Source organism: Marinobacter iranensis, from assembly GCF_029207565.1.
Classification (GTDB): domain Bacteria; phylum Pseudomonadota; class Gammaproteobacteria; order Pseudomonadales; family Oleiphilaceae; genus Marinobacter; species Marinobacter iranensis.
On record NZ_JANCMW010000005.1, the window covers coordinates 23,898 to 46,745 of the forward strand.

The 22,848-nt window shown below is 57.1% G+C and carries 18 protein-coding genes and 1 pseudogene; 2 read left to right on the forward strand and 17 right to left on the reverse strand.

All coding sequences use genetic code 11. The features are described from left to right. Positions 1-14: 14 nt before the first annotated feature. The 3 genes from NLU14_RS09635 to NLU14_RS09645 form a co-directional block, all read right to left on the reverse strand. On the reverse strand, positions 15-1,535 hold the full coding sequence (locus tag NLU14_RS09635; protein ID WP_275706024.1) for an aldehyde dehydrogenase: 1,521 nt from the start codon (positions 1,533-1,535) through the stop codon (positions 15-17). Positions 1,536-1,555: 20 nt separating this feature from the next. Then, positions 1,556-2,461, reverse strand: a complete 906-nt coding sequence (locus NLU14_RS09640) for a dihydrodipicolinate synthase family protein (protein ID WP_275706025.1) — start codon at positions 2,459-2,461, stop codon at positions 1,556-1,558. Positions 2,462-2,622: 161 nt separating this feature from the next. Beyond that, complete coding sequence (locus tag NLU14_RS09645; RefSeq protein ID WP_275706026.1) at positions 2,623-3,597, reverse strand: LysR substrate-binding domain-containing protein; 975 nt, start codon at positions 3,595-3,597, stop codon at positions 2,623-2,625. 180 nt (positions 3,598-3,777) lie between these two features. Between NLU14_RS09645 and NLU14_RS09650 the strand changes: the two genes are divergently transcribed. Beyond that, complete coding sequence (locus NLU14_RS09650; protein ID WP_275706027.1) at positions 3,778-4,830, forward strand: proline racemase family protein; 1,053 nt, start codon at positions 3,778-3,780, stop codon at positions 4,828-4,830. Between the two features lie 30 nt (positions 4,831-4,860). Here the strand turns inward: NLU14_RS09650 and NLU14_RS09655 are convergent. The 4 genes and pseudogenes from NLU14_RS09655 to dctP all read right to left on the reverse strand — a co-directional run. After that, a pseudogene (locus tag NLU14_RS09655) lies at positions 4,861-5,493 on the reverse strand (Ldh family oxidoreductase); the annotation flags it as partial. Positions 5,494-5,533: 40 nt separating this feature from the next. Next, the gene (locus tag NLU14_RS09660) at positions 5,534-6,832 is read right to left on the reverse strand and encodes a TRAP transporter large permease (RefSeq protein ID WP_275706028.1); all 1,299 of its coding nucleotides are present in this window, start codon (positions 6,830-6,832) and stop codon (positions 5,534-5,536) included. 45 nt (positions 6,833-6,877) lie between these two features. Then, positions 6,878-7,393 carry a TRAP transporter small permease gene (locus NLU14_RS09665; RefSeq protein WP_275706029.1) on the reverse strand — a complete coding sequence of 172 codons (516 nt, stop codon included), beginning with the start codon at positions 7,391-7,393 and terminating at the stop codon, positions 6,878-6,880. A 72-nt stretch (positions 7,394-7,465) separates the two neighbouring features. Further along, positions 7,466-8,497 carry a TRAP transporter substrate-binding protein DctP gene (gene dctP / locus NLU14_RS09670; RefSeq protein WP_275706030.1) on the reverse strand — a complete coding sequence of 344 codons (1,032 nt, stop codon included), beginning with the start codon at positions 8,495-8,497 and terminating at the stop codon, positions 7,466-7,468. Positions 8,498-8,750: 253 nt separating this feature from the next. Between dctP and NLU14_RS09675 the strand changes: the two genes are divergently transcribed. After that, positions 8,751-9,779 (forward strand): GlxA family transcriptional regulator, encoded by a 1,029-nt coding sequence (locus NLU14_RS09675; protein WP_275706031.1) that lies wholly within the window; start codon positions 8,751-8,753, stop codon positions 9,777-9,779. Positions 9,780-9,852: 73 nt separating this feature from the next. Here the strand turns inward: NLU14_RS09675 and NLU14_RS09680 are convergent, their stop codons facing one another. The 10 genes from NLU14_RS09680 to NLU14_RS09725 all read right to left on the reverse strand — a co-directional run bounded on the left by NLU14_RS09680 (position 9,853) and on the right by NLU14_RS09725 (position 22,827). Next, entirely contained in the window at positions 9,853-11,451 is a 1,599-nt protein-coding gene (locus NLU14_RS09680; RefSeq protein WP_275706032.1) for a BCCT family transporter, read from the reverse strand. A 119-nt stretch (positions 11,452-11,570) separates the two neighbouring features. Next, positions 11,571-12,203, reverse strand: a complete 633-nt coding sequence (locus NLU14_RS09685) for a substrate-binding periplasmic protein (protein ID WP_420845053.1) — start codon at positions 12,201-12,203, stop codon at positions 11,571-11,573. A 166-nt stretch (positions 12,204-12,369) separates the two neighbouring features. Next, on the reverse strand, positions 12,370-13,167 hold the full coding sequence (gene etfB, locus NLU14_RS09690; RefSeq protein WP_275706034.1) for an electron transfer flavoprotein subunit beta: 798 nt from the start codon (positions 13,165-13,167) through the stop codon (positions 12,370-12,372). Then, complete coding sequence (gene etfA / locus NLU14_RS09695) at positions 13,160-14,449, reverse strand: electron transfer flavoprotein subunit alpha (protein WP_275706035.1); 1,290 nt, start codon at positions 14,447-14,449, stop codon at positions 13,160-13,162. The genes etfB and etfA overlap by 8 nt, the downstream gene beginning before the upstream one ends. Continuing rightward, positions 14,449-16,377: a (Fe-S)-binding protein gene (locus NLU14_RS09700; protein WP_275706036.1), complete on the reverse strand. Its 1,929-nt coding sequence runs from the start codon at positions 16,375-16,377 to the stop codon at positions 14,449-14,451. Before NLU14_RS09700 ends, etfA begins: the two co-directional genes overlap by 1 nt. A gap of 170 nt (positions 16,378-16,547) precedes the next feature. Next, positions 16,548-18,611 carry a dimethylglycine demethylation protein DgcA gene (gene dgcA / locus NLU14_RS09705; protein WP_275706037.1) on the reverse strand — a complete coding sequence of 688 codons (2,064 nt, stop codon included), beginning with the start codon at positions 18,609-18,611 and terminating at the stop codon, positions 16,548-16,550. Between the two features lie 2 nt (positions 18,612-18,613). Beyond that, a complete protein-coding gene (locus tag NLU14_RS09710) occupies positions 18,614-19,147 on the reverse strand; it encodes a DUF5943 domain-containing protein (protein ID WP_275706038.1) in 534 nt (177 codons plus the stop codon). 2 nt (positions 19,148-19,149) lie between these two features. Further along, a complete protein-coding gene (locus tag NLU14_RS09715) occupies positions 19,150-20,127 on the reverse strand; it encodes a dipeptidase (protein WP_275706039.1) in 978 nt (325 codons plus the stop codon). A gap of 218 nt (positions 20,128-20,345) precedes the next feature. Next, on the reverse strand, positions 20,346-21,497 hold the full coding sequence (gene gbdR / locus NLU14_RS09720; RefSeq protein WP_275706040.1) for a choline metabolism transcriptional regulator GbdR: 1,152 nt from the start codon (positions 21,495-21,497) through the stop codon (positions 20,346-20,348). Between the two features lie 202 nt (positions 21,498-21,699). Continuing rightward, positions 21,700-22,827 (reverse strand): FAD-binding oxidoreductase, encoded by a 1,128-nt coding sequence (locus tag NLU14_RS09725; RefSeq protein WP_275706041.1) that lies wholly within the window; start codon positions 22,825-22,827, stop codon positions 21,700-21,702. Positions 22,828-22,848: the final 21 nt, after the last annotated feature.

Genomic DNA, 22,848 nt, shown 5'->3' on the forward strand with positions numbered 1-22,848 from the left:
GAAACGTTTCACGGTCAGCGTGTTTGGCATTCGTCGACAGCCTCGGCGCTCAAGTCCACCCAGATTGTTTTCAGTTGGGTGAATTGATCGTGGGCGTGAATGGAATTATCACGACCACCGAATCCGGACTGCTTATAGCCACCGAAGGGTGTTGTGATATCCCCCTCACCAAAACAGTTCACGGTCACGGTGCCGGCCTGCAATGCCTGGGCGGCGCGCAACGACTTCCTGGCATTGGCAGTGAAGACCGAGGCGGTCAGGCCGTAGGGCGTGTCGTTAGCTACCTTAATGGCTTCGTCATAACTGTTGACGGTGATCACTGACAGGATCGGCCCGAAGATTTCTTCACGCGCCAGTCGGTCTTCGCTTGAGACATCATCGAAAACAGTCGGCAGTATGTAGGTTCCGTCCCGCGTTTCGCCCCCGAGGACCAACTTATGGTTGGCCTCCTTACCAATCTGCAGATACTCACTTACCTTGGCGAAGTGGGTTTTATCCACCAGGGCGCCGAGCTGGTTGGACGGGTCCAGCGGATCACCGGTGCGCCATTGACGGGCATGATCCAAAATGCGATCCATCAGAGCCCCCTTGACGCCGGACTGGACAATCAGCCTGGAGCCCGCGGAGCAATTCTCACCCATGTTCCAGAAGGCAGCCTGCACCACCTGCTCGGCTACGCGGTCCAGATCCTCGGCGTCGTCCAGGACAATACAGGGGTTCTTACCGCCCATCTCGAGTACGACTTCCTTGAGGTTGGAGTCGGCGGAGTATCTCAGGAAACGGCGCCCGGTCTCGGTCGAACCGGTAAAGGTGACCATGTCGATACCACTGTGCTGGCCGATGGCAGCGCCGACCACTGAACCGGAGCCTGTGAGGATGTTCAATACCCCATCCGGCAGACCGGCTTCGGACGCCAGTTCCGCGACACGTAAGGCGGTCAGTGAGGTTTGCGAGGCTGGTTTGACAATCATGGAGCAGCCGGACGCCAGAGCCGGGCCGATTTTCCAGGCCAGCATCAGCAACGGGAAGTTCCACGGCAACACAGCGCCGACAACACCGATAGGCTCGCGTACCACCATGGCAACGGCGTCTGGGCCGACAGGCGCGGTCTGATCATAGATCTTGTCGATCAGTTCGGCATGCCAGGCCAGGGTGTGAATCACTTCCGGGATATCGACAGTGACGCAATCCAGAATCGGTTTGCCGGAATCTAGGCTTTCCAGAACAGCCAACTCGTTGGCATTGCGCTTGATCAGTTCGCACAACTTGATCAACACTTCCTTGCGCGCGGTGGGGTGAAGCCTGCTCCACCGGCCATCTTCAAAGGCATCCCGTGCCTTTTTCACGGCGTAGTCAACGTCTTCGGCCGTGCAGGCGGCTACCTGGCCGATTTCCTCGCCCGTGGCCGGATTGATCGTAGCGACGGTTTCGCCGTTGCTGGCGGAACGGAAACCGCCATTGACAAAACTCATGGTCGCCGGTGTCAGATTGGCAGCGATGGAACGGTATTCTTCTTGGGTCAGTAAGTCAGTCACGGTTTGGCCCCCTTTAGCAATCAGGCTTCGGATTCGATGCGAGCTATCGTTGTTTTCAGCGTCTCAACCACCTTCTGCATGGCCTGCTTGTCTTCATTGTCCAGGCCACGCAACGGAGCACGAACCTCGCCGCCAAACCGACCGTCCAGGGTGACGCCGTACTTTACGCACTGAATGAATTGGCCGCCCTGTTCGAGTACCCGCATCAGCGGCATCATGGCAGCCATGATCCGCCGGCCCTTGACGAAGTCACCTTCAAGCACGCAGGCGCGGTATAAAGCCAGATGTTCCTGGGCCAGGAAGTTAGACCCGGCGCAGACCCAACTGCGTGCACCCCAGGCGAAGAACTCCAGAGCCTGGTCGTCCATACCACAGGACATCTGAATGTGGGGGTAATCGCATGCCAACATATGTGCCCTGTTGATGTCACCAGAGCTTTCCTTGATGGCGCAGACATTGGATGAACTGGCGATCTGGTCGAGGCATTCAGCCTCCATGTTGATGCCCATCCGATCCGGGTAGTTGTACAACATGGCTGGCAGATTCGCAGCCCGGTCAACGGTCAGAATATGTTGGGCCAGTTCACGCTGTGTAGGCAGGGAGTATGGCGGCGTAGCCACCAGGATAGCGTCGGCGCCGTTATCAGCTGCCTGTTCCGCAAGCCTGACGGATTCTCTGGGATTCATGGATCCGGTGCCGAACACCAGGTTCTGATCCGGACCCATGGATTCCCGCGCGAGGCGCAACAACTGGATACGCTCTTCATGGGATTCGACATAGTATTCGCTGGTGGTGCCACCAACCATCAGGCCGTGCACACCGGCCTCAACCAGGTATTGAATCTGCTCGGAGAAAGCGTCGTACTGAATATCGCCCTGGTCGTTAAATGGGGTGATCACAGGTGTGTATATGCCTTCGAATTGCATAAAACCCACTCCTTTCATTGTTTGTTGTTGAAGTATTGAGCTATAGGAATGTTACCGACAGCCTGGAAAACGCCACAATCAACATTTATTGCGTGAAAGGAATAACTTCAGGTTATGCAAAACGGCGGATTAATACGCCGTTTCAACAAGGCTTGGGTAATTCAGGGTGTTACCCGGGTTTCTTCCTTGTCGATGCGGGCCATGAACCATTCATAAAAGGTATCCAGAGCCTGGTTTTCCCTGTTCGACTCCGGGTAAGACAGATAGTGCAGTTTTTCCCTGAAAGCAGCGTCAGGCCCACAGGGCCGGACCAGGGCACCTGTCTCCAGAAGAGGAGCAATCAGATGGTGGTAGCCGAGACAAATGCCCTGTCCTCGCATTGTCATGGTAATCAGCAGGTTGTAATCGTTTGAACTGAAAGAGTGTTCCTGCTGTTTGCGCCGATCCAGGTCGATACCCTGAAAGGAAAACCAGGTGAACCAGTCAACGTGTTCAGCCACCTGGGAACGGCCGTAGGGTGACAGCTCCAACAAGGCTGCATCGGCCAGCTCTTCCAGTGATTCAATCTCCGGGTGGCGATCCAGGTAATCCGGTGAGCAAACCGGGTAAATAAGATCGTAAAACAGCGGTATCGAATGGTAACCATCACGAGGGTCGCTGACCTTGTTTATAAAAACATCCGGATAAACCCCAGGTTCCAGCGTAAGGAAGTTATTTGTTGAAACAACATTGATGTCAATGTGTGGATAACAGCTAAAAAATTCCGGCAGATGGTTGGCGAGCCAGAGCGCGGCGAATGCCGGCGAACAGCAGATCGTGAGCTCCTGTTGCCTGCTGCTACCCTCCGTTATTCGTTGGGCCGCCTGGGCAATGTTGATAAAGGAGAGCGAAACCGCATCGTAGAGGATTGAACCAGCCTCAGTCAGCTCTACAGCTCGCCCGGCACGTTTAAACAGAGGCACGCCGAGCGACTCCTCCAATTCCCGGATTTGCCGACTGACGGCTGCCTGGGTTACGCAAAGTGCTTCAGCGGCACGCGTAAAATTCTGGTACTTGGCGGCCGCGACAAAGGAGCGCACGGCGCGCAGAGATGGCATTTGAACCAATATCTGGTCCGGCCCTACATGCTTAACCATAACCTGGGGTTCTCATTTCTCCGAATTAAAAGTCGCTTTAATCCGCAATAGGCCAAAAATACACTCGTATAAAGGTCGAACCGCATTTTAGAGGCACCATCCCGATGCGTGTCTTCCGTTGTATTAGCTGATTCATAAAAGAACCCTATCATATATCAAGGTCAAAAGAGGCTGGTAAGAATGTCATTTAAAAGAACAATCCATGCTATTGACACACACGCAGGCGAACCCATGCGAGTTATCACTGGCGGTGTTCCAAACATCCCCGGAAAAACCGTGTATGAAAAGATGGTATGGCTGAGAGAGAATGACGACCAGCTGCGTAAACTAATGCTACGTGAGCCTCGTGGTTACCCACCTCTTTGTTGCAATATTATTGTTCCGCCCTGCCATCCCGATGCCGACGCAGGCTACGTAATTATGGAGCAGGTAGAGTATCCGGTCATGTCTGGTGGCAACACTATTTCTGTGGCAACGGTGCTGCTTGAAATGGGCATGCTGCCGATGCGGGAGCCTGTTACAGAGCTTGTTCTGGAATCACCGGCGGGGCTGATTCGCATCAGGGCTGAGTGCAAGGACGGGAAGGTAAAGAACGTCACTTTCAGGAATGTTCCGGCTTTTGCGGCCTACCTCGACGCAGAAATAGAGGTGCCTCATCTCGGCAAGGTGACTGTGGATGTTGGGTGGGGAGGCATGTTTTATGTCATTGCGGATGTCCGCCAGTTTCCCGGTCTGGAACTAATCCCCGAGCATGGCGCGGAGATAGCACGGATTTCGGCCATGATCAGGCAGGCAGCGATTGAGCAACTGCCCGTTGAGCACCCTGATTACCCAGGGGTCGGGATCACCATCTCACAACTTTCCGGGCCGGCAAGCAGCCCGGATGCCGATTGGAAGAATGCGGTAACAGTGGCGTCTGGTGGTTTTGATTGGGACAGACCCAGCACCTGGACCGGCGCCCTTGATCGGTGCCCATGCGGCACCGGCACATGCGCAAAAATGGCGGTTCTTCATGCCAAAGGGGAGCTCCCGCTGAACCAGGATTTTCGCCATCAGGGTATCCTTGGCAACGTGTTCACTGGACGGCTTGTCGAGGAAACGAGAATTGGTGAGAAGACAGCGGTTGTACCGACGATTACCGGAACAAGCTGGATCTACGGGATCAACACCTATGTGTTGGACAATGATGATCCATTCACCGAAGGATTCTGTGTGCAGGATATCTGGGCCTGACTACTGAGGTGAAGAGCACTCCCCCGCCGCTCACAAGGAGCGGCGAATCTCCTCAAGCACTGCCGTGTCAATTGAAACGCGCTTCTCCTGCGAAATACAGTCTTGTACCGAGCGGCGGCCGGGCACGTAAGCACCACGCTCTGCAAGTCGGTCAAGGTGTTCGCTCAGGCGGGTAGAAAAACCTTCGTCAATAACGGTGGGCAGGATTGTAATGATCGTCATTGCCGCATCGATCACCTGATCTCCCCTTTCAAGATCCGGCATATCGAGTGACCAGGAGGCACCGGATAATCCGGCGGCAAGGCACTCAACCATCAGGGCCACGTTCGCGCCTTTCGCACCACCGAATGCCAACAGTGCACCACGCAGGCCAGCTTTTGCGTCAGTGGTAACGTTGCCCGTCTCATGGATTGCCCAGCCTAAGGGAATCTCGCGCCCTTCTTCCGCCGCCTTCACCAGGTTGATAAACGCCGTGGCGCTGGACGCCTGGTCAAAAACAAGTGGCGCATTAACATCGGCCAGGGGTGCGGCAAACGCCATCGGATTGGTGCCAAAAATGATCTTGCCACCGGGTGCCCCCGCGACAGCAGGCGGACTGCTGGACACAGCAAAGGCGATAACGCCTTTCAGGGCCAGGCGCCGGACATAGTATCCGAGTTCACCGGTGGTTCTGCTGACCCAAGAAAACGTACCTCTCCCGTGATTAGTGCACGTATCCGAGCAGCTTCGGCAGAAAGAGCGACAGCGCTGGCCAGTAGGTCGTAATCAGCATCACCGGCAGCGCGGCAAGCAGCATGAAGCTGAAGGCGGGCCGAAGGACCTGCGACATCCCGACGTTGCCGATGCGGCAACTCATGAACAGAATGGGTGCCATGGGCGGGCTGTTGCAGCCAATGACGACGCTGGTGCCGACGATGGCGGCAAAATGCACCGGATGGATGCCAATACTCTCCATAACCGGCAACAACAGCGGGCTGAGGATAGCCACGACACTCACGTCGTCCATGATCATCCCCATCAGGATGAGGAAGACGTTGACCATGAGAAGAATCAGCAGTTTGTTGTGGAACAACTCGAGCAACAGGTCAGTCAACTGCTGCGGTACGCGCTCGAAAGTAAGAATGCGACTGGCCACGAAGGAAAAGAGCAGAATGATCATGATGACGCCGGTGGTCGTGGCGGCTTGGATGAAGCACCGCGCCAGGGCCTTCAGGTCGAGGTCGCGATAAACGAACATGCCCACGGGTATGGCATAGACAACGGCAATGGCGGCCGCCTCGGTGGGGGTAAAGATGCCACCGTAGATGCCGCCAAGGATGATGACCGGGAGCATCAAGGCGGGGAAGGCCTTCCAACCGGTGCTGCCGATATTCCGGAAGCGCTCACTCAGTACGAGCTTTTCCGGGCTGGCGTCGGGATTTTTGCGCGTTTTGATGGCGTTAATCACGCACAGGAATACCATCAGCAGAATACCCGGCCCGATGGTAGCCAGGAAAACGACCGCGACGGATTGCCGGGTTACGACAGCGTAAAGGATCATCGTGATACTGGGCGGAATCAACAGGCCGAGCAGCGAAGAGATCCCAACCAGCGCGGTGGAATACGGGCGGCTGTAGCCGTGTTTTTCCATCGGCCCTATCATGATGGTGCCAATTGCGGCCACGGCGGCCGAGGCTGTCCCCGAAATGGCTCCGAAGACGCCGCAGGCCACCACCATTGAGGTTCCCATTCCGCTGCGGGAAGAGCCGACAATGGCCTCGACAAAGCGTATGAGCCTGGCGGCAATTCCCCCTGACTGCATCAAATACCCTGTCATGATAAACAATGGGAGGGCGAGCAGAATAATGGAATTGATGGACCAGAAGCCGGTTGTCATGAGTGACGATACATCGACGCCATAAGCGAGAGAAAGTACGAGAGTCATGGCGGCGAACGAAAAGACCACCGGCACGCCTATGATCATTAACAGTATGACTGCACCTATCGCTAACAAGGCACCCATTTGTTTCTCCGATTATTGTCAGGAGGTCTCTTGATGAGAGACGTCTTATTGAGTTTCAGCTTTTCTGAATAGCTTGCTGATGTCGTGAATGAAGTCCCGGAGCACATAGAGCAACAGCAGAACACTCGCAACCAGGAGGCTTCCTTGTGAAAGGTATTGCGGAATACCGAACACCGGTGTGACCTGCCCCTTCTCGAACCCCCAGGAAAACAGGCTGTAGCTCCAGGAGACGAAAAAACCTGCCATCACCAATGAAACGATTGTGGCAATGAGCCTCATTGTGTCGTGCAAAGCCTCGCTGTCGGAAAACGCCTGAAAGAAATCGGCACTAAGATGGGTCCTCTCCCGCGAGGCCAGGGCTGCTCCGAGCATGTACACCCACATAGCCGCCATCAACACAAGTTCCTCAAGTCCAAATACCTGCACGTCAAGCAAGGCCCTGAATACGATGCCGACGACCATGGCAAAAGAAACGAAAAGGCCCAGCGCCGTAACGGCAGCCTTTAAAACAAACGCGAGTATATTATCGACGCGGGCCAGGCAATTCATAATTGTTTTCATTTTTACCCCCAAAAGGTATCGAGCATAGAGTAGCCCCCGTTAGCAGGGACCACTCCATGTCAATTGGCGGGATTATTTACTCGGGTCCGATGCATGCTCACGGACGGCGGCCATGACCTCTTCACCCATGGTTTCCTCGGCCTCGACCCACACGGTCTCGCGAACACGTTTTACCCAGGCGGCCATCTCCTCATCGGACGGCACGACGTATTTCATACCATCTTCCTGAGCCTTCTGGATCCACTTCTCATCCTCGGCCTTGGCATTCTGGAATTGCTCGTTGACCACAACCTCCACGGCACCCGCGATGATCCCGCGATCCTCGTCATCGAGAGCTTTCCAGGAATTCTGATTCATCAGGAACGTATAGAAAGAAAAGTTGTGCTTGGAGTGGACGAAATAATCGAGCAGGTCGTTGAAGTAGGTGTAGTCCCAGAAGATTACGTTACTCGAATCGCCATCGACGACCCCGGTCTGGATGGAGGTATAGACTTCGGACCAGTCGATGGGGACGGCCTGGAACCCCATGGCCTGTATGGTTTGAGGAAGCGGAAAGATAGGTTGGGAGCGGAGTTTGATGCCCTGTGCATCTTCATAGTTGGTAGCGTATGTTTCCGCTGTCGCTATGCCGCCAAAACCTTCTGGAAAGGGCCCCAGGTATTCCAGGCCAATATCCGAAAGGATGGGCTCAACGACTTCCGAGACCCAACCATCCTTGGCGTAGGCATCCAGTGCGTCCTCCCAGCCCAGGGTCATGTAGGGTAACTGCAATACACCAAGCCGCTCATCGTAGGATGTTTGTGGCCAACCCAGAAAGAGGTCTATGTTACCTCTGACCAACTGGTCGAAAAGTTCCTGTGGCCCACCAATCTCGTCCTGATAGAAGACGTTCATGGTGATTCTGCCGTCAGATTGCTTTTCGACAAGATCAGCAATTTTCTTTACTGCCTGACCATTGGGTGATTCCCGGTCCCCTGCCTCCGTTGCGATCGTAAACTTCAGTTCCTCATCGCTTGCCCAAGTGGAAGCTGAGAAACAAAGAGCAGCGATTACCAATGCTGCGATTATGCCTGAACTGGCCTTTGTTGGATTTTTTGACTTCATAACACCTTCTCCAAGAGAGTTATTTTTGTTGGATCTCATCTCGTGCCTGATCAGGATTACACCTGCATCGAGGCATAAATTTAATCTAGTGTTGTGGCGGAAGTAATGGAAACGACTTTTTTTCAGTGCAAAGCAAAACCTGAGGTTATCGTTACCGTGGCAATGAGGGGCGTAAGGTGGCAGGTTATCCACAGCAGTGGTTAACTGCGCTATTCTCTGCCATTCTTTATTGACTTGGATTTTGACGCTGCAAATGACAACCAAATCGATGTCGCCACAAGTCACGGGCACTTCGCCCCGGGTACCTCGTTTAAAGACGCCGTTACGTATCGGCTTTATCCTGCGCGAACATTTTTCCATGGTTGCCTTCACGGCTGCCGTTGATACGCTGGTGACCACAAACCTTGTCACGCCGGAACCCGCTTTCGAACATTTCACTATTGGCGCCGTTGGCCGGACCGTTCTGAGTGACCTCGGCATTGAAGTGTCCGCAGGAACAGACTTGAAATCCATCGTGGTTGATCCCTCGCAGGTGGACATGCTGATCGTCTGCGGTGGCTATCGCAGTCAGCTCGAGCCCGAACCTCACCTGCTCAGCATCCTGAAGACAGCCGACCAGAAAGGCATTCGCCTGGGTGGCCTGTGGAATGGAGGGATAACCCTGATTCAAGCCGGCCTGATGGAGGGTCATACCTGTGCCCTGCATCCCGACAACCACGCCTACGTGCGGGAGAATTACCCTGCGGTGAAGGTATCCGCCAACGCCTACGAGCTGGAGGACCATCACGCCACCTGCGCTGGCCCGGTGAGTACACTTGAAATGATGCTGAAGTTGATCGGCCAGCTGTTGCACAATCCGCACATCGTCCGGGCGGTACGTGAAATTCTCAGCTGCGACCAGGTCGCCGAGCAAGTGGGCCCAATGCCACTGAATGTTGGCGACGACCCTACCCTTCCTGAAGCGTTACAGACCCTGCTGGCGCTAATGCGGGCCAACATAGAAGAGCCGCTCACGCTCGTGGAGCTGGCCCAATGCGTCAACCTCTCCCGCCGCCAGATGGAGCGCCTGTTCCAAAGCCATCTGGATACCTCGCCTTCGCGCTATTACCTGGAACTCAGGCTGGTTCATGCCCGGCGTCTGCTGATGCAGACAAACCGGAGCATCCTGGACATATCCCTGGCCAGTGGCTTCGTCAGCAGCAGCCATTTCAGCAATTGTTTCAAGGACTGCTACGGCATCACCCCGTCAGCGGCAAGGCAAAACCCATCGACTCAGAAATGACCAGCAATAGAAAAGGGGCGCCGATCCGGCGCCCCTTTGGTTGGCTTCAAACGTTACAGCCAGTCATTCACTATCAGGCGGTTGCCAACCGACGAGTCTCCCCGCTCAACCCCTTATAGAGGCTGACGCACATCAGGATGAGGATGACGGTAAACGGCAGGCCTGCCGTGACAGCACCGGCCTGAAGGGCATTCAGGGCCTGTGCGCCGCCGCCAAACAGCAGGGTGGCGGCGATGACGCCTTCCATAGTGGCCCAGAAAACGCGCTGGGCGACGGGTGCGTCTTCCTTGCCACCGGCGGTGATGCCGTCGATGACCAACGAACCGGAGTCGGATGAGGTGATAAAGAACACCAGCACCAGAACGATGGCGAGGAAGGACATTATCGAGGCCAGCGGCAGGTGCGCCAGCATCTGGAACATGGCCAGCGGGACTTCGGTGAGGCCGTTGCTCAGTTCGCCGACATTGGCCTGAATCTGGTCAAGGGCGCTGCCACCGAAGGCAGTGACCCAGACACCACAGACGATGGTCGGGATGATGAGCACGGCGAGCATGAATTCACGCACGGTGCGGCCCCTGGAGACGCGGGCAATGAACATGCCGACGAAGGGCGACCAGGAAATCCACCAGGCCCAGTAGAAGACCGTCCAGCCGTGGAACCAGGTCTCGTCATCGCGGCCAACCCAGTTGCTGAGCGGCAGGATGTTCTGTGCATAGGAACCAAAGAGGCTGAGCAAATTGGAAAGGAAACCTGAAATCGAGCCCACGACGATGACGAACACGAGTAATATCAGGGCAATGGCCATGTTGATGTTACTCAGCAACTTGACCCCGCCATCCAAACCACGGACCACGGAAAAAATCGCAATGCCGGTGATGATCGTGATCAGGCCGATCTGGGTGCTGATGCCGTTTTCCACCAGACCGAGATAAGCCAACCCGCTGGCAGCCTGTTGTGCGCCAAGACCAAGCGATGTAGCCAGGCCAAAGATAGTGGCGAGTACGGCGACGATGTCGATGATATGGCCAATCGGTCCCCAGATCAGGTTACCCAACAACGGATAGAAAGCGGACCGGACCGTGAGCGGCAGCCCTTTGTTATAGGCGAAGAACGCAAGGGAGAGACCGACGATGCCATACATGGCCCAGGGGTGCAGTCCCCAGTGGAACATGGTGGCGCCGAGCGCGAGGGACTTGCCTTCCGCAGTGTTGGCCGCAACCCCCAACGGAGTGCCGTACCAGTCTGTAAAGTAGGCCACGGGTTCCGCCACGCTCCAGAACATCAAGCCGATGCCCATACCCGCAGCGAACAGCATGGCAAACCAGGAAAGAGTGGAAAATTCCGGCTTGGCATGTTCGCCGCCGAGGCGGATTTTGCTGACTGGCAGCACAATCAACGCCAGACAGAAGATCACGAAGAGATTGCCGCCGGCCATAAACAGCCAGTCGAAGTGGTTAATGGCCCAGTTACGGGCACCCAACAGCATGCTGTTCGCTGCCTCGGGTGCCATAAGGGTGCCGGCCACGAATATCAGAATGAGTATGGCACTGGTGCCGAAAACAGGGTTATGGATATCAAACCCGGCAATCTGAATGTTGTCTTGCCCGATCTGATAGTCAACGTCATCGTAAGGTTGTGCACTACCGACCGAAGGCTCTGAACGTTTGGTCATAAAAGCTCTCCAAGTTTTTTTTGTTATCGGGATAGATAGTAAGGGTTTGTGGGTTGGGGTTAATCCTGGCAGCGACATGGTTAAGCCGATTCATGTCCCGAAGCGGCAAGCCATTTGAATCATTGGTACTGCCTCAGGAACATGGACGCATGGATATCGCGGATGGATTGCAGCATGCCGCGCAACTCCAGCCTGCCGATGGAAATATTGATTCGATTCACCAACTCCTGGGCACCCTCGGCATTTTTTGGCACCAGTATGTGCAACTGCTGTCGTGAGAACACGAAAGTAAGCCGACGTACGGCATTCGGCTCATCAAAGACCCTGTGGATGGCACCCCTGGAGGAAAAGATATCCACCGGAACGACATCTACGTCTCCCGCTTTCAACAGCCTGAAACATTCGTCCAGGGTTTCGGCCATGGTCAGGCTGGTGCCTGGCTTCTCCAGCAAATCCGCCAGGTCGTGAGTGAAATATCCCTGGGGGCGGCAGAAATGATGCCCGGCTAACTCTTCCGGTCCCAGGGCCCGGACGTGGCTGTCGGTTAACACAAATGGCACGATGTAGTTGGACATCAGGGAGTCCGAGTAAAGGAAGCGCTCTGCCCTTTCTTTATTGAAGTACCAGGGAAACGTTGCCTGGTAGAGCCCTGCCTCCGTGTCGTCGAGCAGGGTATTCCAGGTGGGCTGGAACACGACTTCGTGCTCAAGCTCGGCTCCCCGCATTATGCGGTCCACGATTTCGGTAATCATGCCGCGGTTCCTCCAGTCCTCGCCGGTAAAGGGCAGGAAATTACCTGAGGTGACAAGGCGGACGGGATCGGCGTTGGCGGAATTGGTCAAGGTTAGGAGCAGAAAGCAACAGAAAAGACACTTCTTCATAATCTGTACCTGCGTTCAGAGTTTTTGTTGTCGGGAATCACCTCACGACGCCCTCCGCTACAAGTAACGCCATAATCGCTTCGGCTTTCTCCCGGTCCGTGCCGTCACGAATCACCTTGCCGCCCTGCCCTTGGGGCTTTGCGGTGGCGGCCTTGAATCGGTCCGCGGCGGATTTGGCTTTGACAACGTTTAGGCGCTTGGGTCTCGGTTTAGCCGGCAACTCCTGCCACTGCTGTCGTTCGTCATCGGCGGTCGTATTTGCCAGGGATACGGCGAAGTTCCCGCGGCGGCTGGGGCCGAAGGCGTATTGACGGGCTTCGGGGGCGGCATTGTCGACGGTGGCGACGAAGGGCAGCGGCACCCTGAGCAGTCTGCGCTGGCCACGCGGTAAGGCTTGCAACACCTCGGCCATGCCGTTGTCGATGGTTTGAATGTCAGCGATGCGGGGGATCAGCGGCCAGCCCAATCGCTCTGCCAAAAGGTACGGCACCATGCCAGAGGCTTCGCCGCTTTCAGCGCGGACCCCGGTCAATACGATGTCGGCCGGTTGCTCGTCGAGGTGGGTTGCCAGGGCAGGAACGGCGTCAGCGTCGGGCCCTGCCTGCAACACACTCAGTTGCGGCAGACCCATGCCCAGGTATTGGCGCAGGGCGGGTTCAGCCATATCACCAACATGAATCAGGCGTGAGGCTGTTCCTGCCATTTTCAGGCCCAACTCGACGGCTCGCGCATCCTGGCCTGCACGACGGGTACGGCCGGATTTTGGGTGCTGGCCAACCGAGACAAGGGTCGCGACCCTGATGTTGCGTTCGGGATTAACGTTAGAATTAGGCAACGTTACGTTCCTCCTCTCGTGTGTTGGCCGTTACCGGCGGCGTTTCTGTGCCGTTTTGGCGGGCTTCGGCCAGGGCCAGCAGTTCCCCCAGAATTCCCTGGCTGTCGCCGATCACGCTCAGGTCGGCACGCTTGATCATGTCGCAACCGCCGTCCAGGTTGATGGCGACGACCTTGTCGCATTGGCCAATGCCTTGCAGGTGCTGGATCGCACCGGAAATACCGACGGCAATATAAACCCGGGCGGTGACCCATGTGCCGGTCGCTCCGACCTGGCGGAAACGTGGCATGTTGCCGTCGTCAACGGCAACGCGACTGGCCCCTTCGGTAGCACCGAGTGCGGTGGCAGCCCGGTGGAACTGACCCCAATCCTGGATGCCGTTACCGGCGGCGAGAATGAACTCAGCCTCGCCCAGGGCGATCTTGCTCGGGTCGACCTCCACCGGGCCCAGGTCTTCGATCCGGGGTGCGACCGGCGGGATAGCTGCCAGTTCAATGGGCCTGGCTTCGTGTCGGGTTTCATCAATCGGCAGTGCGCACTCTTCGGCCAGTAGCAGGAGCCGGGCCGTGGGCCGTTGCCAATCGGTGCGATGGCTGCCACCGCGACACACTGTCTGCTCGGCATCCACCTGCCAGGCCTGAACCGCAGGACGTTCACCCAAACGGGCGCCCAGGCGCGCGCCGAGATCCGCGCCGCCATGGACGCTGTCAGGAAACAGCCAATAGCGCGGCGCCAGTTCGGTGTCGACCGCCCGCAATACGGCAAGTTTCAGTTCCGGGCAATAGCCTGTCAGGGGTTGGCCATGGACTTCGGTCAGGTGAATCAGACGATCGGCGCCAGTAGTGTCGAAGGCGGCGTCTCGAATTTCGCCGAGAGCAATGGCAACCACGGCGCCCTGGTCCGCCTGCGCCTTGACCAATTGATGCGCCTGTCCGAGTACATCCCTGTCGTGATTGCTCAGGCGGCCCGCGGCCAGGTCCACCACCACAGCCACGTAGAAGTCCGGCTGCTCGACACGGTGCAACGGCAAGGGGGCGGCCTCGGCCGAACGGCCCCGCGCACGCAATGACAGGCCACCGGCACCACCCTGGGTTCCGGCGCTGCGGTCGATGCGCTTGATGCCGTTCGGGCCGATGAAGCCAACGGCATGGGGGTTCTTGCGCAACAGGCCGGTAGGGCCACGCACCGGCCCCGACCCGGCTGTCAGTTCGTCGTGCTGCGGGTGCAGGCGATTGCGCAGAATCCATTCGTTACGCGGGTTCCGTCGGATGATGTCGCTCATCAGTGCACCTCCTCGGCAAGGGGTTGGGGTGCGGGGCCGGCTTCAACAACCAGGGCATCGGCCACCAGTTCAGCCAGGTCGCGGATCTCCGGTCGTGGCTCCACCACCCCTTCGAGCATGGAAGTGCACTGCTGGCAGGCCACGGCGATGGTCTCGGCGCCCACCTTACGTGCATCGTCCATGCGCATATCGGCGATACGATGCTCCCCGGGAACATCGGTGATGGGCGCACCGCCCCCGCCGCCACAACAGCGGGACCGGTAACCGGAGCGTTCCATTTCACTCACCTGAATACCCAGGGCGCCCAGCAGTGAACGGGGGGAATCGTACTCGCCGTTATAACGGCCCAGGTAACAGGGGTCGTGGTAAGTGACGGTGCCGCCCTTGAAGGCGTCCAGTTTGATCTTGCCCTGCTCCACCAGTTCGTTGATGAAAGTGCTGTGGTGCAGCACGTCGTAATGACCACCAAAGTCGCCGTACTCGTTTTTCAGCACATGGAAAGCGTGCGGGTCGGTGGTAACGATGCGCTTGAAGCGGTACCGGTTCATTGTGGCGATGTTCTGCCTGGCCAGGCTCTGGAATGTGGCGTCGTCGCCTAGGCGGCGGGCCACGTCGCCAGAGTCGCATTCTTCGTTGCCTAGCACGGCGAAGTCGACACCAGCGGCTTTCAGGATGCTGACAAAGGCGCGCAGAATGCGCTGGCTACGCATGTCGAAGCAGCCGTCACTGACCCAGAACAACACCTCGGCTTCCTGTTTGTCGGCCATCAGTGGCAGGTCAAGGTCGGCGGCCCAGTTCATGCGGCTGCCGGGCGCGTAGCCGCCAGGGTTGTCGGTGGCAATCAGATTGTCCAGCACCTCGGCGCCCTTGTTCGGGGTCTCTCCGCGCTCCAGCGTCAGGTGGCGACGCATATCAACGATGGCGTCGACGTGCTCGATCATCATCGGGCATTCCTCGACACAGGCGCGGCAGGTGGTGCAGGACCAGAGCGTGTCGGCATTGATCAGGCCCTCGACAATCGGCTGGTGCGGACTGCCCTGGGCCTTGCCCACCTCTGTGCCCGGGTACGGACTACCCGCGTACTTGGCATCGGTGCCTCCTGCCAGGCCAACAACCATGTCCTGAATCAGCTTCTTCGGGTTCAACGGCTGACCGGCGGCAAAGGCGGGGCAAACGGCTTCACAGCGACCGCATTGCACGCAGGCGTCGAAGCCAAGCAGTTGGTTCCACTTGAAATCCCTGGGTTCGGCAACGCCGAGCTTTCCGTCCAGGTCGACCGGCTTCAGACCGGTGGAGCGCCCCCCGCCAAAACGTTCCGGGCGCCGATGAAAGGCCAGGTGCAAGGATCCGGCAAAGGCGTGCTTCATCGGCCCGCCCCACCCCATGCCGAACAGCATTTCGGCCAGGCCCAGGGTTACCCCTACCAGCAGTACGGCCACCAACACCCAGCCACCGAAGTTCTCCGGCAGGAAACCGGAGGTCAGCAGGGTGAGCAGGAAAAACGAGCCGGAAAACACCATCAGGCTTTTCGGCAACCGCATCCAGGGGCCTTTGGACAACCGCGCCGGCGGGTTGAGGCGGCGTTTGTAGACAAAAACCGAGCCGGTAAACATCAGCGCAGTGGCGACCAGCAACGCTCCGTTCAGCCAGGGGCTGTCGATCCCGAACAGATGCACGACCAGAATGAGAATCATGGACAACACGAAGCCACCGGCGGTGGCCACGTGGGTGTTGGACATGACCTTGTCCCGCTCGACGACATGGTGCAGGTCGACAAGGTAGCGGCGCGGCATGGCAAGCAGACCGGCGATAAGGTTGACCGGTTCCGGCTGGCCCGCGCGCCACAGGTTGATGCGGCGAATAGCGCCGATCATCAGCAATATAAGGGCCGTGACCAATAATATCGGAGTGAGCCAATCGAGGGTCATGAGGTACCTCTTTTTGATGGGTGGGGCATCGCATTCAAGAAATCACCACCCGTAGGTTGGATTAGCCTGAAAGGCGTAATCCAACAACCTGGCCACTGGCGATGATCTTGCATTGCCTGAAGCTCAGGTGTCGGATTACGCTTCGCTAATCCGACCTACGTGGTTAGGGGTTATAGGTCTTTGCATAGCCGTAATGCATCGTAGATGGCTGCATGGGTATTCCGTTGGGACACGCAATCGCCCAATCGCCACAAAATCATGCCGTTGTCTGCGTCGGTCAAAACCGGCTGTGCCTGGCAGGCAAACAGGGCTTCGACATCGATCTGCCCTTTATTGATCGAACCTTCCTTCAGTTCGTAATACAGCGCTTCGTCTGGCCGGGTGCCGTTTTCAATAACGACCTGGTCCACCACCCGTTCTTCCTTCTGGCCGGTGTATTCGTTCTCCAGCACGGCGATTTTCTTGTCACCTTCCGCATAGACCTTTTCCAGCATCATGTCGGAGCTCATGATCACTTCACGCTCGTACAGGCTGCGGTAATACGTTGGGAAAGTGGTACCGCCGATCCCCACGCCGGGCTTGATGTCGTCGGTGACCAGTTCCACCTGCGAGCCCTTGGCAGCAAGGTAATCCGCAGCGGACATACCGGAGAATTCACAGATGGTGTCGTACACCAGCACGTTTTCGCCGGGTTCAACGCGACCGCTGAGGATGTCCCAGGAGGAAACCACCAGGCCGTCCTCAAACCCCCATTCCGGATTCTGTTCAAGGAACGGGATGCCACCGGTGGCGAGGATGCAGACATCAGGCCGGATGTCCCGAACCAGAGAGGCATCTCCGGCGGTGTCCAGCCGCAGTTCGACACCGAGGCGGTCGAGCTCGAGGGCATACCAGCGGGTGATCCCAGCGATCTGGTCACGTTGCGGTGCCTTGGACGCCAGGGTGATCTGGCCGCCGAGCTCGCTGGCCTTTTCGATCAGGGTGACGGTATGGCCACGTTCTGCGGCCACCCGTGCGGCTTCCATACCGCCCGGTCCACCCCCAATAACGAGAACCTTGCGGACGGGGCCATCGGTCTTTTCAATGATGTGTGGCATCCCCAGGTGCTCACGGGAGGTGGCGGCATTCTGGATACACAGAACGTCCAGCCCCTGGTATTGGCGGTCGATGCAGTAGTTGGCGCCGACGCATTGGCGGATCTGGTCAACCTGATTCATCTTGATTTTGGCGATGATATGCGGGTCGGCGATGTGGGCCCGGGTCATGCCAACGAAGTCGACATAGCCGGCCTCCAGGATACGCTCGGCCTGGTTCGGATCCTTGATGTTCTGGGCGTGGATGACGGGCACGTCGACCACTTCCTTGATGCCTGCCGCCAGGTGCAGGAACGGTTCCGGCGGGTAGGACATGTTGGGGATCACGTTGGCCAGGGTGTTGTGGGTATCGCAGCCAGAGCCAACGACACCGAAGAAGTCGAGCAAACCGGTGTCGTTGTAGTATTTTGCAATCTGTTTCATGTCGTCGTGATTCAGACCGTCGGGATGAAACTCGTCGCCACAGATGCGCAGGCCGACAGCGAAGTCTCGTCCGACTTCTTCGCGCACGGCTTTTAGCACTTCCATGCCGAACCGCATGCGGTTTTCGAAGGTACCACCCCATTGGTCAGTGCGCTTGTTGACGCGGGGGGACCAGAACTGGTCGATCATGTGTTGATGGACGGCGGAGAGTTCAACGCCATCAAGCCCCCCTTCCTTGGCGCGGCGGGCAGCCTGGGCGAAATCCGCGATGATCCGATGGATATCTTCCACCTCAATGGTCTTGCAGGTGGCGCGATGGACTGGCTCACGGACGCCGGAGGGTGACATCAGGTTGGGCCAGTTTTCACCGTCCCAGCGGGAGCGGCGCCCCATATGGCTGATCTGTATCATGATCTTGCCGCCGTGTTTGTGAACGGCGTTGGCCAGGTTCTGGAAGTGCGGGATGATACGATCGGTGGCCAGGTTTACAGAGCTCCACCAGCTTTGGGGGCTGTCGATGGAGACCACGCTGGAGCCGCCACAGATGCAGAGGCCGCATCCGCCCTTGGCTTTCTCTTCGTAGTATTTGACGTAACGATCGGTTGTCATACCACCATCGGTGGCATAGACCTCGGCGTGTGCCGTGCTGACAACCCGATTGCGGATGGTCAGTTGGTTGATCTGTAATGGGCGGAAGAGCGCTTCAAACTGGGACATTTCTAACCCCTTTTTGTTACTTCAAACAGACCGAATTCGACACCGTCTTCGGCGGCACTTTGAGTCTGGACAGCTATGGTGCGAACGTCGTATCCAAGGTCGGTGGCGATCTGGTCCATGGCGCCGGCGAACCAGCCGGTGAACATGTACTCGATCTTGCGACCGACCTTGCCGTAGTGGTAGACGAAGGCAGAGTGGTCAAGCCGAACCCGCGCCTCACCGCCGGCAATATCGAGATGTTCGGTGGCAAACAGCCCCCAGCCGCGCTGGGACAGGCGTTTCATGTAGTGTTCGAACACCTCGTCGCCTTTGAGGCCATGCAGGGCCGATTCTTTTTCACACCAGTGCCAGGCGGATTTGTAACCCGCCTTGTAGAGAATCTCGGCGTAGCGTTCAGGGCCGATTTCCTCTTCGATGGCCTGATGGTTGTTTATGAAGAAATGACGCGGGACATAGAGCATGGGCAACGCGTCCGTGGTCCAGATGCCGGTTTCGTCATCAACCAGGATGGGCATTTCAGGTGCGTGCGTTGCCATTCCTATTGCCCCCATACTTCTTTGAGAATGCGCATCCAGTTCTCGCCCATGATTTTCTGTGTCAGGCGCTCAGAGAAGCCGTTGCGCAGTAGGGCTTCGGTCAGGTTCGGGAACTCGCCGACGGTGCGGATGCCTTCGGGGTTTACAATTTTGCCGAACTGGGTCAGCTCGCGGGCGTAGCCCTTGTCGTGGGTAAGGTAGTCGAAGAAAGCTTTGTCCTGACCCTGGGTGAAGTCGGTGCCGATGCCGACCTGGTCTTCGCCAACGATGTCGACAATGTAGGCGATCGCTTCGACGTAGTCGTCGATGGTGGCGTCCGGGCCTTTCTTGAGGAAGGGCGTGAACATGGTGACGCCAACGAACCCGCCGTGTTCGGCGATGAACTTCAGTTCCTCATCGGACTTGTTGCGCGGATGCTCTTTCAGGCCGGATGGCAGGCAGTGGGAGTAGCACACCGGTTTGCTGGAGGCCAGGATCACTTCCTCGGAGGTCTTGCTGCCCACGTGGGAAAGGTCACACATAATGCCAACGCGGTTCATTTCGGCGACGATTTCACGGCCAAAGCCTGACAGCCCCCCGTCGCGTTCGTAGCAGCCGGTGCCAATCAGGTTCTGGGTGTTGTAGCACATCTGCACCACCCCAACGCCGAGGTCTTTGAATATCTGGACGTAGCCCAGTTGATCCTCGAAAGCATGGGCGTTCTGGAAGCCCATCAGGATGCCGGTTTTACCCGCCTCCTTGGCCTTGCGGATGTCGTCCGTGGTGTGCACCTTCATGACCAGATCGGAATTGTCTTCGATCAACTGGTTCATCTCGACGATATTGTCGACGGTGCGTTGGAAGTCATCCCAGACAGAGACTGTGCAGTTAGCGGCAGAGAGGCCACCTTTGTGCATGTCCTCGAACAGTTCGCGGTTCCATTTGGCGATGATCAGGCCATCGATAATGATGGATTGCTGGTGTAATTCGGTGGCATTCATGAGGTCCCCCTGGGATTTCACTGAGAGCTTTTCGACAACAGAGCTGGCAGTGTATCCACGGCGTGGTGAACCAAGTTCACTGGAAGCGACAGGGGTTGACCCAAAATCGGCAGAGGTGCTGGCTTACGGCAAGAAGTGTCGGGCAGAATAAAAAAGGCTTCGGAGGCTGGTTTTATACAGCCTCCGAAGCCTTTATTTTCACCGCTTTGTTAACCAGGTTAACCCGAAACAGCCACCTTTTGCCCATCCGGCTGCATGGGGGCAAACATAATATTCACAGCGCCATAGGTGGGCTCGGCCTGGGCGACGCGCAAAGCGGTGAAGGATGAGGTCGGCAATGCCGTGACCGAACCGTCACTCAGTACCCCCTCGGGGTGTTTTAGGGGCCATAGCGCGGCCCGTTCCTCCTTCGGTGAGATACCGATGTACTTACGGTAGCAACGGCTGAAGTGCGGGGCCGAGACAAAACCGCAGATGGAGGCAACTTCGATGATGGAACAGTTGGTCTGCTTGAGCAACTGACGTGCCCGGTCCAGCCGCAACTTGAGGTAATAGCGCGACGGCGTGCAGTTGAGATGCTTGAGGAACAACCGTTCCAGTTGCCGGCGGGAAATGCCAACGAAACTGGCCAATTCCTCCAGTTCGATCGGCTCTTCTATGTTGGCCTCCATAAGCTCGGTGACCTCCGCCAGCTTCGGCTGGGCAGTGGTGAGCAAACGGCGCAGCGGGGTACGCTGTTGCTCGTTGTCCGGGCGCACCCGGTCGCAAAGGAACATGTCGCAGATCGCGCTTGTCAGTGTCTTGCCATGTTGACGTGTGATCATGCTCAGGATCATGTCCATTGGCACACTGCCACCCGTGCAGGTCATCCGGTCCCTGTCCAGGGTATAGAAGTGGTTGGTGCAGTTTACCCGCGGGAAACGCTCCTGCAGGGCGGCCAGACATTCCCAATGCACGCTGCAGTTGTAACCGTCAAGCAGTCCGCCACTTGCCAATACGTAGGCACCGGTACAGACGGCGCCCAGCAGCACTTTTCTGTGTGCCTGGGATTGCAACCAACTGACTTCTTTCTGGGTGTAACTGCGGGTGATATCGACGCCGCCAACAACAATAACAATATCGAAGACCTTGTTGTCGGCGATGGAACCGTCCGGAGAAATCGTGATGCCGTCACTCGCCTTAACGGTTTCGCCATCACGGGACAGCAGTTGCCAGGTGTAGAGTTCACTGCCGGTTAGTTGATTGGCCATTCGTAACGGCTCAATGGCCGATGCCAACGCCACCAGAGTGAAGTTGTTTATTAGCAGGAACCCCACCCGGTAGGGCTGCGGGGCGTCAACGCTGGTTTTAGGTACTGTTCTCTCTGTCATGGACTTACCTGTAAGCCCAGTCGCTTTTTAGCGATGCGACTGCTCTTGTTATTGTACAGCAGAAACCAATTCCGCGCTCAAGAGGTCGCCAACCCCCGCACCGGAGCTCTCATAGTACGTCCTATCCGGATCACCCAGTTGCCTAAAAACGTCACGACAAACGACATCAACATCCTAATCACGACGCAGGGGGTTGGCCACCTCACCCTTCAATGGTGAGGTTCGAAGTGGGTACGCTGCAACAGGAGAGGATGTATCCGTCGGCAAGGTCCTCTTCGGTAATCCCACCGTTGTGCTGGATATCCACATTTCCAGACTTCTTCAATACCTTGCAGGTACCGCAGATACCAACGCCGCAGGCTTTGGGAATGTTCAGGCCCAGGCGGCTTGCGGCAGCGTGAATGGTTTCACCCGGCGGCACCTGAATGCTCATGCCGGACGAGGTGAAGTCCACCGTGAACATATCGCCGTCTTTAATCTCTTCAGCCTCTTTGACGGCGATCTCGGCTTGCTCCAGGGCGTCATGGGCAACGTCGTCCGGTGTGGCGCCGAAGGACTCTTCATGGTAGTAGTCCATGTTGAAGCCGCTTTCGATCAACAGCTTCTTTATCGCCCGCATGTAAGGTGTGGGGCCACAGCAGAAAATGCGTCGGCTCAGATAGTCCGGCGCCACCATTTCCATCTTGGATTTGTCCAGGTAGCCCCGGTAGCCGTTCCAGGCCTGACCAATCTCCATGCGCTCACAGATCACAGAGAGGCTGAAATTGGAGACCCGGGAGCACATGTGCTCAAGCTCGCGCTGAAAAATGATGTCGTTGGGGGTGCGGGCGCTGTGAACAAACGTCATGTCAACATCGGCGTTGGTATCGAAGAACCAGCGAGCCATGGACATCAGCGGGGTGATTCCAACGCCGCCGGACAGCAGCAGGACTTTTTCGGCGGTATTGTCAATGCAGTTGAATTGGCCGACCGGACCATGCACGGCCAGCTCATCATGCTCCTTAAGGTTGTCGTGAAGCCAGTTCGAAACCCGGCCGCCCGGAACCCGCTTAACAGTGATGGAGAAGCTGTAAGGCACTGAGGGAGAGCTTGATATGGTGTAGGAGCGCATGACCTGCTCTCCATCAATCTCAAGCTCAAGAGTGACAAACTGCCCAGGCTTGAAGAAAAACATAATCGACTGCTCGGCGTTAAAGCAGAAGGTTTTAACGTCCCAGGTCTCCTGAATAACCCGAACGCAACGGACCAGATGGCGGCCATTGGCCCATACCCGGGTGTTGAGGAGGTTGAACGGGGCCGAGGATTCGTTGGCTTCAATGACGCTGGTCATGCTTTTCTTCTCCGTCAAAAG